Source organism: Flammeovirga pectinis, assembly GCF_003970675.1.
Lineage (GTDB): Bacteria > Bacteroidota > Bacteroidia > Cytophagales > Flammeovirgaceae > Flammeovirga > Flammeovirga pectinis.
In genome coordinates this window covers 241254-256184 of record NZ_CP034563.1, presented here as the reverse complement: position 1 = coordinate 256184, position 14931 = coordinate 241254, and the positions used below count along the sequence as shown (strand labels likewise).

The 14931-nt window shown below is 34.1% G+C and carries 7 protein-coding genes; all 7 read left to right on the top strand.

Annotated features, from left to right (window positions below; all coding sequences use genetic code 11):
• The first annotated feature begins 206 nt into the window (after positions 1-206).
• The 7 genes from EI427_RS21510 to galB all read left to right on the top strand — a co-directional run bounded on the left by EI427_RS21510 (position 207) and on the right by galB (position 14797).
• Positions 207-2165 (top strand): hypothetical protein, encoded by a 1959-nt coding sequence (locus EI427_RS21510; protein WP_126618885.1) that lies wholly within the window; start codon positions 207-209, stop codon positions 2163-2165.
• 224 nt (positions 2166-2389) lie between these two features.
• Positions 2390-5533 carry a SusC/RagA family TonB-linked outer membrane protein gene (locus EI427_RS21505; RefSeq protein WP_126618882.1) on the top strand — a complete coding sequence of 1048 codons (3144 nt, stop codon included), beginning with the start codon at positions 2390-2392 and terminating at the stop codon, positions 5531-5533.
• Positions 5534-5636: 103 nt separating this feature from the next.
• A complete protein-coding gene (locus EI427_RS21500) occupies positions 5637-7313 on the top strand; it encodes a RagB/SusD family nutrient uptake outer membrane protein (RefSeq protein ID WP_126618880.1) in 1677 nt (558 codons plus the stop codon).
• A 122-nt stretch (positions 7314-7435) separates the two neighbouring features.
• Complete coding sequence (locus EI427_RS21495; RefSeq protein ID WP_126618878.1) at positions 7436-8896, top strand: sulfatase family protein; 1461 nt, start codon at positions 7436-7438, stop codon at positions 8894-8896.
• 214 nt (positions 8897-9110) lie between these two features.
• Positions 9111-10586 carry a sulfatase gene (locus tag EI427_RS21490; RefSeq protein WP_126618876.1) on the top strand — a complete coding sequence of 492 codons (1476 nt, stop codon included), beginning with the start codon at positions 9111-9113 and terminating at the stop codon, positions 10584-10586.
• A 29-nt stretch (positions 10587-10615) separates the two neighbouring features.
• Complete coding sequence (locus EI427_RS21485) at positions 10616-12259, top strand: right-handed parallel beta-helix repeat-containing protein (protein WP_126618874.1); 1644 nt, start codon at positions 10616-10618, stop codon at positions 12257-12259.
• 36 nt (positions 12260-12295) lie between these two features.
• Positions 12296-14797 carry a beta-galactosidase GalB gene (gene galB / locus EI427_RS21480; RefSeq protein WP_126618872.1) on the top strand — a complete coding sequence of 834 codons (2502 nt, stop codon included), beginning with the start codon at positions 12296-12298 and terminating at the stop codon, positions 14795-14797.
• Positions 14798-14931 lie beyond the last annotated feature (134 nt).

Sequence of the window (14931 nt, the reverse complement as noted above, 5' to 3'; positions counted from 1 at the left end):
TAGATCGAGAGCCATTTTTTAATTTATCTGAAGTCAATTTTTTAAACAACAGATTATTTTTTTTGGTAGAAACCACAAGGAGTTTAAAAAACTTTAAGATTAATGGAGACTACTTAAGTAATGACAACAGAGAAGCAAAAATTTATTGTGACAATCGACTACACAATTCGTTACGTATTTTTTTATGATGAAATGAACGATAAACTATGAATAGGAATCTGACTAAATTACTAATTACATTAGCTGGTTTGTTAATGTTTATGAGTTGCGAGAAACCGACTGCCTTTATGGAGAGCTCGGAAGTACCAACTGATATTAATATTACAGGGTTATCATACTCTGAAATCTTAAACGCAAGAGCTTATAGCGAAATTACTACTGATATACCAACAGTGAATTCTAAAGGAATTCCTTGTGAATTTGAAATTTTGAGTGTTAGGTCTACTGATAGTCTATTAGATGAATCTTACTTAGAAAAAGTATCTATTGCTAGTGCAAGGTTAGATACAATGAAAGTAATTGTAGACATGGTAGATACGGATGTTGAAAAAGTGGATAAAAACGGAAACGTTGTTGTTGATGAAGAAGGTAACACAGTTTACATACAAGATACAACGTTCCATTATACTCCAATAGTTAACCCAAATAAAGCGGGACAAATTTTTATTGAAGATGGTAATATGTTTAGTGAAGGTGATTATTATTTCACACTTCGTTTAAAGCCTGCAACCGATGGAGATAACTCATCTAACACAAAAGTGTTTGAAGATGCTTTCCATTTAAATGTAATGCCTTTATTACCAATTTCTGCATCTTACGACCCAACTCAGCAGAACTTAGTTGTAGGAGCTAATTCTACAACTACTGCTCCAGTACTTAAGTTTGTTAAGCCTGTACCAAGTTATGATGTTAGGTATCAATTATTAGGCTTGGAAGATACATTAGTTATTGATGAAAATTCTGGTCAAATTTCACTTCATCCAGATTATAAAATTACTATAAATGAAACGTTCTCACCGAACATTAAAATTATAAGTAATATAACGGAAGAAGCAGTAGATATTGAGTTAGATGAAAATGATTTATTAATTGTTGTATCAACTGAAGCATTAGAATTGAACGTTGGCCCTATGTTGCCTACAGCAGTGATTTATAATCCTTATGGACAGAATTTAGTTATAGGTGATGCTACTTCAAAAACTACAGCAGCAGATGTGTCTTATGGTAATCCAAATGTAACATTTGCATTAGGTTCTCATTTAGATCAATTAGTAATAGATGCAAAGACAGGTGAAATTTCACTTCATCCTGCATATACGCAAACAGAAGATTTAGTAACAATTATGCCAACAATTAATGTTACTAGTGATATATCTTATCAAAATAGAGACTTTAATATGGTAATTAAACTTATTATTTCTAAAGTCCCTCATGATGTACCTGCTTCAACGTTAAACTTTTTCTATCCTAAATTAGCTGGTTTTACAGGTTTTAGTCTTGTAGAAGTACAAAGAGGTGGTGTTGGAAATGGTTTATTTTGGAAAGCAATTAATCCAAAGCAATTACCTAAAGCAGCAGCAGCGGAAAGACCTGCTAGTGTTACAGGAATCAAGCCTTTAATAATTCATGACATTTTATATAATCCTGATAGAAGCACAGAACATGATTCTTGGATGGTAATGGATACTCAAAATTTAACACAATACGGAAAAGGTTTTGATATCTCTGCAGTTTTCTGGTTGAAGAATTTAGCAATGATGTATTTAGAAGATGGATCGAAGCCAGCAGATATGGAAATTTATATCACTTCTGATTATAATGGAGATGTAAAAACTACAAACTGGACTCAAGTTAATGATATAGTTAAATTTAAAATTGATGGAGCAGGTACTGAGTATACAGGAACTCCATATCCAGGTAATCAATTAGGAGTAGATCCTGATGGTCTAAAAGACCCTTCTAGAAATACTTACAACACTTGGTTAAGATTTGAGCTTGATTTAGGTCCATATAAAGATATGTCTCAATTTACATTAGCATTTAGATATAAAACATATTTTGAAGGCGACTTTAAGGAAGGCTTAGATGGAGTTAAAGTTTCTTGGGGTACTTCAGCAGGTAAGTTTGTAGTGTCAGATGTTAATTATAAAGCTGTAGAACAGTAAAATAAACTATTAAAATAATTAGTTTTTAAAAGAGATTTCATACGTCGTTAAGCGATAAAGTATAAAAATATACAAAAGCTGTTTAATTCGTGTTGGATGGTAACATTTACCAATCGAACATTCAAGGGGCAAAACTAGAGCCTTTGCCCCTTATTTTTTCAACTTTCTATATGACAATAGAATCTCTTTAAAATAAACTGATAAAAAATATAAATTAGATACAAATGAAAAATTTTATAATTGGAATTTTTGCCCTTTTGTTTCTTCCATTCTATACACAAGCTCAAGAGTTTGCTGTATCGGGTGTAGTAAGTGATGAGTCAGGAGAAACACTACCTGGGGTAAACATCGTAATCAAAGGAACCAACTCTGGTACGATGACGAATATCTCAGGAGAGTTTAAATTAATGAATGTAATTGGAACAGATGTTTTAGAAGTTTCATTCATTGGTTTCGAAACACAAACAATAGCTGTAAAAGATCGTTCTAAAATAAATGTAACATTGGTTGCAGATGTAAATGAATTGGATGAAGTCTTAGTTATTGGTTACGGTACTAGTAAGAAAAAAGATATTACGGGTTCTGTAGCAACAGTAAATGCAGAAGATTTAGTTTCTTCTCCTACTGCCAATTACGATGAAGCTTTAATGGGTAGAGTTGCTGGTGTGCATGTATCTGCTTCGGAAGGTGCTCCTGGTGCACCAATGAATATTGTAATTCGTGGTGGTAACTCAATTACAGGTAGTAATCAACCATTATATGTGGTAGACGGTATTCCGTTAGATGATTTCGATCCTGCAACAATTAACACAGAGGATATTCAAGAATTTAACGTGTTAAAAGATGCTTCTGCTACTTCTATTTATGGTTCTAGAGGTGCAAACGGTGTAATTGTAATTACTACTAAAGATGGTGGTAATGATAATGGGTCTACTACTGTAACTGTAAGTGCTGCTTATGGTATGCAATCTGTTCCAAAGTACTTAGAAGTAATGAGTCCGTATGAATATGTTAAATACCAAGAAAATCAAGCATGGGCAAAAGCTAAATGGGATTTGAATGGATCAACTGAATCAAGTTTAGGTAAGTTTTATGAAAAATGGGTTGACCCAGAATTATATAGAAATGCCGAAGGTAATGATTGGCAAGATCAAATTTTCCAAGAAGCACCAATTCAGAGATACAATGTGTCTGTAAACGGTGGTAATAAGAAAACAAACATCTATTATTCAGGTAATTATACAGACCAAGAAGGTACATTAATTACATCGGGTTTCACAAAGATAATTAACAACTTAAGAATTAAGCATACAATCTCTAAGAAGTCTACTTTTAATGCAGGTATTATGCACTCTTACTCAGTAAGAAGAGGACCAGATTTAAGAGAAAATTCTTATTCTAGTATTATTAGAGACGCAGTTCGTTTCCGTCCTGTAGATCCTATATTAGACGATGGTTTAGAGCCAGGTGGATATGATCCAACAGATCCTAACCAAGTAGTAATGTACCCTCCGGTACCCAACTTAGAAAATACAGAAAGAAAAAATAAGCAAAATGCGATAAGAGGTAATATGAGATTTGTTCACAAATTCCATAAAAACCTAACATTAAACATTGCGGCAAATTACCAAGCACAATTGTGGGATGAAACTACATTTTATGGTGAAGAGACAAGAACAGGTCAAAACTCTCCAATGGGTATTCAAGGAAGCCAAAGACAGTCTCTTCGTCAGACGCTTGCTTCATCAAATACTTTAACATACCATAAGAAGTCAAAAAATCACGAATTCTCAGTAATGGGTGGTATTGAAGGTTCTTATCAAGATTTCTCTTTCTCAAGTTTACAAAATGGTAACTTACCAGTAGATGACTTTGGAATGGCAAACATTGGTATAGGTACAACAGCTACTTTAGCACAGTCTAACTGGTCGGGTAGTACATTATTATCTTTCTTTGGTAGAGCTACTTATGCATTCAAAGACAAGTACTTATTAACAGCTAACTTTAGATCTGATGGATCTTCTAAATTTGCAGAGGGTAACAGATGGGGTTATTTCCCCTCTTTATCGGGAGCTTGGAGAGCAGGTGATGAACCTTTCTTGAAAGATATCGAAGTGCTTTCTACACTTAAATTCAGAGGTGGATGGGGTGTTACTGGTAACAATAGGATTGCAGATTTTGCAGCTTACAACCAGATCAATATTTCTAAATGGACAGGTTATAACTGGGGTGTTACAGAGTCTTACAAGCCTGGTGCAACTCAAACTAACTTAGCAGTTCCAGATTTAAGATGGGAAACTACAGAACAAATTAACTTTGGTGTAGATTTATCTTTCTTTAATCAGAGATTAGAAACTACAGTAGATGTTTACCAAAAAAATACTTCAGACTTACTTTTAAATGCTAACATGGCACCAAGTACAGGCTTTAGAAATGTATTTCAAAATGTTGGTGAAGTAGAAAATAAAGGTTTAGAGATTTCATTATCTACAGTGAATATTCACAAGAAATCTTTTAAATGGACAACAAACTTTAACATCTCATTCCAACAGAATAGAGTAGTGAAGTTGAACCAAGGTGATGATGCAATTTATTCTAGAGCAAGGTTCTCAGAAGATAACTACATCACGCAAGTGGGTAACTCAGTGGGTATGATGTACGGTTTAGAGTTTGATAGAATCTACCAAGTGGAAGATTTTAATTATGACAATGAATCACAAACGTATGAGTTGAAAGATGGTGTTGCCAATAACGGTTCTGCAGATGTTGCTCCTGGTGGAGTGAAGTTTATAGATCAAAACGGTGATGGTACAATCAACGAATTAGATAGAAAGATTATTGGTAATCCACATCCAGATCACTTTGGTGGTATTACAAACAACTTTAGCTATAAAGGTTTTAACTTCTCATTCTTATTCCAATGGTCACATGGGTTTGATGTAATGAACGGTAATGCTGTAGAAATGCACAAACCTTGGGGTTCTCAATCATTCAACGGGTTCTCTACAGTTGCAGATCACTGGACTCCATATAACACAGATACTAATATTAATGCTACTACATATGCTGGTTCTTTAGGTAGTGCTCGTGTAGGTAATCAGATTGATAATAGATTTATTGAAGACGGTTCTTATATCAGATTAAAAACGGTAACATTTGGTTACTCATTACCTAAGAAGGTATTAAAGAGAATTAAAATGAAAGGTTTAAATTTCTCAGTATCTGGTCAAAACTTATTCACTTGGACAAGCTATTCTGGATTCGATCCTGAAGTGAGTGTATCTGGTAATGGTGTAACGCCAAACTTAGATTACTCTGCTTATCCACAGAGTAGAACAATCTTAGGTAGCATTAAATTAACGCTATAATTAGAATTGACTAATTCTTATTTGAATATTTTCAATTAAGCACCAAGTCAAAGTTAATGAAACAAATAATTTTGACTTGGTACTTACATAATTTTAGACAAAAATGAATAAAAAATATATAACAAAACTAGGTGTTGCAGTAAGCATATTCTTAGGTCTTGGTACATCTTGTTCGAGTTTTCTAAATGTAGAACCTGAGTCTTCTTGGACAACCGATAACTTTTACAATACTGAAGCTAAAGTTGATTTAGGTTTAGCGGGTATCTTCTCTAAATTTTCTTCTAATAATGCTTTCGGTAGTATGCTATCTATGGAGATGCAATATGGTACCGACGAAGGTTATTACAGTAGAGGATGGGATGAAAACTGGTCTGTATCATTATATAGCCACGTTTCTAACTCTGTACATGTAGAGAGATCATGGGAAGCGCTTTATGGTGTTGTAAACGAGTGTAATCAAATGATTGCTCGTTTAGATAAAAGTGCTTTTGAGGCAGAAGAGTATAACAAATATGTTGCTGAGGCACGTTTCTTAAGAGCATTTGCTTATGAGCTTTTAGCAAGCTGGTGGAATGAAGTTCCAATAAGAACTACACCAACAATAGATCAGTCTTCTAACAATGTTCCTGTTGGAGAATTAAAAGATGTATATGCTTTAATTGAAGAGGATTTTAAATTTGCGATTGAGCATTTGCCGCATTCAAAAGATGTAGGTTATGAGCCAGGCCGTCCAAATAAAATGGCTGCTGAAGGTTTGCTTGCTAGAGCCTACCTAAAAATGGCAGGAGAACCAATGATGGCTACACAATATTATGATAGTGCAGAGGTTCATTTAGGTAATATTATTTATAAAGATGGATGGCATGCGTTAAATACTACACCTGATACATTAGGATATAGAGCTACATTTTTAGAGTACATTGGTGGTAATAAATATGACTTGCAAGAGTCTTTATTTGAAATTACATTTAAGAATAACCTTGATTTAGGTATTTCTACAATGGGAGCGATTGGTAACTATAATGGTTTAGGTTTTGATTTATCTGAAGGTAATGAACACCCAACTACTTCAAAAGCAGTTGCTGCTTCTCCAGTATTTGGATTGATCTATGAATTGGAAGATAGAAGAAGAGGATGGAACGTTCCAGCTTTCCAAATGAATAAAGCGGGTAAAATTATTAGTGTGAACAATGTTTTTCAACCACAATATTGCCCAGGTAAATTTAGAAGATGGGAACCAATTAGTTTGGATGATGTAAATGACAATACTAAGATTGGTGAATATGTTTTGTTAACTAACGAAACTTCTATGTCTAGAAATCAAACTCCTATTAACTTTCCAATTTTAAGATACTCTGATGTATTATTAATGTATGCTGAAGCTGCAAACAGAGTTAGTTCTGGACCTACAGCTCAAGCTATCGAGTGTTTAAATCAAGTAAGAAACCGTGCTGGTTTAGAAAATATTGAAGTATATGATCCTACTGTTATAGCTGGTGAAGATGCATTTATGAATGAGCTTATGGATGAACGTCTACGTGAATTATGTTTTGAAGGTCTTCGTAAACATGATTTAATTAGATGGGGTAAATTAGGTGAAAGATTACAGTATTTAGAAACTGTGATGAAAGGTCATCCTGATTACGATCCTACCTATTGGGCTATGGATGGATACAATAGAATCTTTGTAAACTTTAATCCAGAGAAGCATTTATCTTTACCTTACCCTTTACAGGAGGTGAATATTAATACTTCGATTACTCAAAAACCAGGTTGGTAAATAATATTTTTAAAATGCAATTCACAATTAATTTCTAATTGTGAATTGCATTTTTTTTTAAATACTTTCTCTAACAACTTTTTAATTAAACAGACTACAGGCTCACATCAAAAATTACAATTATGAAAAAGTACCTACTTTTATCTTTGTGCTTCGTTAGTATTGGACTAACGAATTTTTCATTTGCACAAAAAAATAAAAAACCGAACTTATTAATCATTCATACAGACGAACATAACTTAAGAACTTTAGGTGCTTACCGCAAAACTCTATCAGATGAACAAGCATTCATGTGGGGTAAAGAAACAATTGTTGAAACACCTAATTTAGATAAAATTGCAGATGGAGGACTACTCTGCGAAAACTGGTATGCAACATCTCCTGTGTGTACACCATCAAGAGCTTCTATGATGACGGGTTTATACCCCGTAGCAACAGGCTCGCCAATTAATGATATGCCTTTAAATGATGATGTTATTACTTTTGGTCAGATATTGAAAGACAATGGTTATGCTACATCTTATGTTGGAAAATGGCATTTAGATGGAGAAGATAAGCCAGGTTTTGAACCTGCTAGAAAGTTTGGGTTTGATCATAACCGATATATGATGAACAGAGGGCACTGGAAAATTCTTAAAGAAGAAAAAGAGGGTGTTGTTGTAGATCAGGAAGTAAAAAAGAACGGTAACATAGTTTTTGATCAAAAGAAAGCAAACGAAAAATCTTTTACAACAGATTTTCTAGTAGATAGAGCATTAAAAATTCTGGAACAAGATAAAGATAAACCCTTCTGTTTAATGTTGTCAATTCCAGATCCTCACGGACCAAATCACGTACGTGCTCCATACAACACAATGTACGATCACCTAACTTTTGAAGAGCCAAGAACAGCTTATAAACAAGGTGATACATCTCCATTATGGGTAAACAGAAAAAAGAAAAATTCTGTAAAGACTATTAATCAAAATGCCATGAGACAATATTATGGAATGGTAAAATGTGTAGATGATAACGTTGGTCGTATTCTCTCTTTCTTAAAAGAAAACAACCTAGAAGAAAATACAATTGTAGTCTTCACTTCAGACCATGGAGATTTATTAGGGGAGCATGGTAAACAAAATAAAGGATTGCCTTATGAGACTTCTGCACGTGTAGCGTTTATGCTTAAATACCCTAAAAAAGTGAAGAGTGGTAAACATATTCAGAAAGCATTTACAATGGCAGATTTTACGCCTACTATTTTAGGCTTAATGGATATAGATCATACTAAATATACATTTCATGGTATAGATGCTTCTTCAGATTTTAAAAGTAAGAAGAAGAGTATTGTTGACGATAGAATAGTGTATATCACCAATGCTAGGAGCAAGTGGGTGGCAGCAGTAAATAACAGATATAAACTAGTTGTTTCTCCGAACGATAAGCCTTGGTTATTCGATTTACAAGAAGATCCAGATGAATTAATTAATTTTTATACAGACCCAGCGTATCAAAAGATAGCACAGAGACTGCATAAAGAACTTTTCGTGCAAATGGATAAATACAACGAGCCAGCACTTAAAAAGCATAATTTATTGAAATAAACACTGTTTTAAGTACAATAGGATAGTATTCTTGAAGAGCACTATTCTACATCTTTGGTCATTTTTGTGTTAACTACTTAAGGATAATAGCATATTACTAAATATATGTGTCAGCATATTGCAGTTGGATTTTATAATAATTCTTTTTCGTCAATATTGAACCTGACAAATTTATCTACTTGATGTGTTATTCATCCTTATATTTTTTAATGAAATGAGATATACTTACAACATATTACTAACTGCTTTCTTAACGCTAACCATTTTTTCTAGTGGTTTTTGTCAAGAAAAATCAGACAAAAGACCAAACATATTATTTATAGCAATAGATGATATGAACGATTGGACGGGCTTCTTAGGAGGGCACGAGCAAACTATTACACCAAATATGGATAAGTTGGCAGATCAGGGTATCAATTTTACGAATGCTCACTGTTCAGCTCCAGGATGTTCGCCAAGTAGAAATTCGTTACTTTATGGAATCGAACCTTTTAATTCTGGGTTGTACCCGTTTTATGAGCACGATATCCATGCAACATTAATGAAAGAATATACTTCTCTTCCTCGTCTATTAAAAGAGAACGGGTACGATACTTTCGGTGCAGGTAAAATTCATCATGGAAATTTAAATGATGAAAGAGAATGGACACATTATGATGAGACTAAAGGAGGTAAACAAATTTTTGTAGAAGGAGAAGGTTATCAAAAAGGAAAAAGTAAAAAGATGTCTTTCAGACCTACGCATCATGCAGATGAAGATCATAAAGACCACCAAGTAGCTTCTTACGGTATAGATGTTTTAAATGAAAAACACGATAAACCATTTTTCTTAGCAGTAGGAATTGTAAAACCTCACTTACCTTTTGATGCTCCAAAAAGATTTTTTGATGCATTACCAGAAAACATTCAAGCACCTGCCATCTACGAAGAAGATTTAATGGATATTCCTAAAGAAGGTTTAGGAATGAGAAAAGCAGGGGACTATAATTTCTTTAAAAAAGAAGGAAAGTGGGAAGATGTAAGAAGGGCATATTTGGCATGTATTTCTTGGGCAGATTTTAATATAGGACGAGTTTTAGAAGCACTAGAAAATAGTGAATATGCAGACAATACAATTGTTGTACTTTGGTCAGATCATGGATATCACTTAGGTGAAAAAATGTCTTTCAAAAAATTCACTTTGTGGGAAGAAGCAACTAAGGTTCCTTTTATTATTTACGATCCTAGAAAAGACAGTAAAGTAAAAGGTGGAGAAAATTATGATGAAGCAGTATCTCTAATCAATATTTATAAAACAATAGCCGATTTTGCTGTAATAGAAACACCAAAATATGTAGACGGAGAGAGTCTAGTCCCTGTTTTAAAACATCCAAACAAAACATTAAAACACCCAGCAATTACATCTTGGGGTAAAGGAAATTACGCTGTTCGTACAGAAGATTATCGTTATATCAGATACTATGATGGAACAGAGGAACTTTATTTCCATACAGAAGATGATAACGAATGGTATAACCTTGCAAAAGGAGAAGAATATCAAGAGAAAAAAGAAGAATTAGCAAGTTATTTACCTCAGAATGAAGCTCCTTTAGTTAAAGATTTTGTTGCACCTTGGAGTGTAGAAGGAGAAGGAAGAGAAGAATTTAGAGGTACTGAAGTAAAAAAGAAGAAAAAAGCATCGATGAAATAAAGGTGTATTAAAAATATAAATTAAAGAAAATGAAAACGATAAATAAAATACTACTGCTTGTAGGTTTATTTTTAATCGCACTCAATTCTTATGCTACTACTTATTATGTAAACGCTAAAACGGGTAATAATAAGGATAACGGTACAAGTAAAGAGAAAGCATTTAAAAGTTTAGGAAAAGTAAATCGTCTATCTTTAGCCGCTGGCGATGTGGTACTGTTTGCAAACGGACTTACTTATGAAGGGACGTTAACGCTAGAAAATATACGCGGGGATAAGAATAATTTTATTGAAATTGGAAGCTATTCTGACCCTAAAATGCCTTCTACTGTCTTACCAGTAATTGATGCAAAAGGTTATAACAATGGCATTCTGATTAATAATAGTAGCTATGTTAGCGTACACGATTTAACTATTACTGCAGATGCAGGTGGTGTACCTAAAAAGATTTCTAAAAAATCTATGCGTTGTGGTGTATTAATTACTACTTCTAAAAAAGGAGAGTATTCTAACATCGAATTAGAAAACTTAGAAGTTAGAGATGTATTCTTAATGAACAAAAGTTTTGAAAGAGGTGCTAAAGAATCTTTTACTGCAAATGGTACACAAGGTTATGGATGGGGAATCCGTTTAATTAATGCAACGAATGGAGCTACAATTAAAGATGTTATTGTAAGAGGTTGCAATGTAACGAATGTGGCACATACAGGAATAAAATTTAATGGTAAGAAGCAAAATGTTCAGAATATTCTAGTAGAGAATAACACTGTTTACAAGACGGGTGGACCGGGTATGCAATTTGGTGGAGTTTTAAATGCTGAAATTAGAAACAATATCATAAACTACTCAGGCGACAATGGAGATTCACGCAAGTGGGGTAGAGGTAGCGGCTTATGGACTTGGGGATGTACCAATTTTGTAATTGAGCATAACGAATTTAGAAATGCTAAAGGGCCAGCAGATTCAGCAGGATGTCATATCGACTTTAATTGTACTAACGTAATTGTTCAATACAATTTAAGCGAAAATAATGCAGGTGGTTTTTGCGAAATATTAGGCAATAACTTTAACTGTGCGTACCGTTACAATATAAGTATTAATGATGGCCATAGAGTAAAAGAAAAAGGAGTTGCTTCTCAGGAAGGAAAAACGTTTTGGCTAAGTGGATTTAATGGCAAAGATAGAGTACGAAAAGGACCTTACAACAGTTATTTTTATAATAATACAATCTATGTTAAGGATGATATTCAAGCAAAAGTAGCTGTAGATAGAGCATCAAAAGGTATTTTTATTGCCAATAATATTTTTTATATAGAAGGAGCAAGTAAACAAGTTTTAGGAGATCAATACAAGCCAGAAGTGGCAGGAGAATCTTCTGTAGAAAATATTGTCTTTAAAAATAATCTGTTTTTAAGACAGAACAATTGGCCAGAAAAAACACCAATTAAAGATGAAGCTCCTTGCTTTGGAGATCCTCAATTTAAAAATATATCAGGGACTACTTTACAAGATTTTGTACCTCAGAATGAGCGCCTTGTAAAAGATAAAGGAATTGAAATAACAGCTATTCCTGGAGATAGCGAAGGGTTATTTTTAGGCCTTTCAGCAGAAAAAGATATTTTAGGTAACCCAATAAAAGGGAAGCCAGATATGGGGGCAATAGAAATGAAATAAGAGTTGTATCTCTCAACCACAAGCAACTATACAAGAATGTACAAACAATTTTTTAGTGTACTATTGTTTTTAGCAATAAGTACTACGGGATTTTGTTCAACTTATGAGAACGAAGTACCACTAGCACGTCAGTCTTTTAACCAAGATTGGACCTTTAAAAAGGGAGAAATAGGAACAGAAGCAAATAAGGAATTTGACGATAGCAGTTGGCGAAAATTAAATTTACCGCATGATTGGGCTATTGAAGGACCTTTTGATGAGAAACATGATGCGAGAACTGGCGGATTACCAATTTTTGGTACTGCTTGGTATCGTAAAAATTTCTCAATTTCAGAAGCACAGAAAGGGAACATCATTAAAGTTGCTTTCGATGGAGTGATGAACAATGCAGAAGTGTACCTTAATGGTGAAAAAGTGGGTGCTCGCCCGTTTGGTTATATCGGTTTTGAAGTAGACTTAACACCCTATATTAAGTATGGTAAAGAGAATATTTTGGCGGTACGTGTTGCTCCAAAAGATTTATCTGCTAGATGGTATCCTGGTGCAGGAATATATAGAAATGTGTGGTTAGATATAGAAAATCCTGTTCATGTTGCACATTGGGGAACGTATATAACTACCCCAAAAGTAGAAGAAAAAAGTGCAGTGGTAGCTATAGAAACAACTATAGAAAACCAAACAACTCAAAAAGGGAAGTACACTTTAAAAACTATTATTCTAGATAAAGAGGGACAACAAGTCGGTGTTTTAGCGTCTAACTTTGATGCTGAAAAAAATAAATCGTCTGTTATTAAACAAGAAATTGAAATCAGTAATCCTATTTTATGGGATACTGAAAATCCATATTTATACACTACAACTTCAATTATCTTAAACAATAACCAAGTAATTGATTCGTACGCAACATCGTTTGGTGTGCGTACGATCGACTACTCTCGTGATAAAGGTTTCTTATTAAACGGAAAGCCTACAAGGTTTAAGGGAGTTTGTATGCATCATGATTTAGGTCCTTTAGGGGCAGCTGTAAATTACCGTGCAACACAACGCCAGTTAGAAATAATGAAAAGTATGGGTGTAAATGCCATTCGTACTAGCCATAACCCACCGTCGCCAGAGCAATTAGAAATTTGTGATAAACTAGGAATACTTGTTCAGGTAGAAGCCTTTGATGAGTGGAAAGCGCCTAAAGTAGAAAATGGGTACAATACCGTTTGGGACGAATGGCACGAAAGGGATTTAAGAGATATGATTAAACGCGATCGTAATCACCCTTCTGTTGTAATGTGGAGTATTGGCAACGAAATAAAGGAGCAAAGACATGAAAATGGAGGAGAATTAGCAAAAGCACTTGTAGATATTTGTCATGATGAAGACCCTACTAGACCTGTTTCTGCTGGTTTAAGTATCTACCCTCAGTTTGTAAAAAACGGATTAGCGGATGCAGTAGATATTATTGGTATGAATTACAAACCTACACAATACGATAACTTATTGGCAATGGACCCTAATTATATTGTTTATGGTTCAGAAACATCGTCTGTAGTAAGTTCTAGAGGTGTATATCATTTACCGTTAGAGAATTACGAAAAGCATGATTCTTTCCAAATAACAAGCTATGATATTATTAGTCCTCCGTGGGCATACCCTCCAGATTTTGAGACGTATGCACAAGAAACAATGACACGTTCTTTAGGTGAGTTTGTTTGGACAGGTTTTGATTATTTAGGAGAACCTACTCCGTTTAATGGCAGAGATAACGAAACAAATGGAAAATGGACAGGTGATTGGCCATCAAGAAGTTCTTATTTTGGAATTGTAGATTTATGTGGTTTTCCAAAAGATAGATTCTATTATTATCAAAGTAGATGGACTGAAAAACCAATGGTACATATTTTACCACATTGGAATTGGGAAGGTGCTGATCAAGAAGAAATACCAGTGTACTGTTACACCAACTGCGACGAAGCAGAGCTTTTCTTAAATGGAAAATCATTAGGGAAAAAAGTGATGGGTGTTGACAAAACCACTATCCCAGCAGATTTTAAATTTTGGAAGCAACCAGAAAAAACATGGGATTCTCCTTATCGTTTAAATTGGAACGTAGCTTACGAGCCGGGTGAATTAAAAGTTGTTGCTTATAAAGATGGTAAAGTAGCTGCAGAGAAAGTGATTGTAACGGCTGGTGCACCTGCAAAATTAACTGTTGTTCCAGATAAGCACGTGATTACAGCAGATGGTTCAGACCTTTCTTTTGTAACAGTAAGAGTAGAAGATAAAGACGGTAATTTTTGTCCTTTAGCAAGTAGTTTAGTCACTTTTGAAGTAGAAGGAGTGGGTACAATTGCAGGAGTTGGTAATGGTAATGCAGCAACTGTAGAATCGTTCCAAGGTAACAACAGAAAAGCATTTAATGGGTTATGTATGTTGATTATTAAAAGCGTAAAGGGGCAAACGGGTGATATAAAAATTAAAGCAAAATCTGAGGGGCTAACTACGGCTACCGTTAAAATAAAAACCACAAGGAAACTAGATATTTAAGTAAAACATTGAATAGGGTAATGTTTTACCCATGTGTAAATTATTCAATTTTTAGTACAAGTTAGTTTTTATACAGAAACAATCTCAATAACGAATGTAGAAGAGGAAATTTTCGGCATTCGTTATTATTTTTA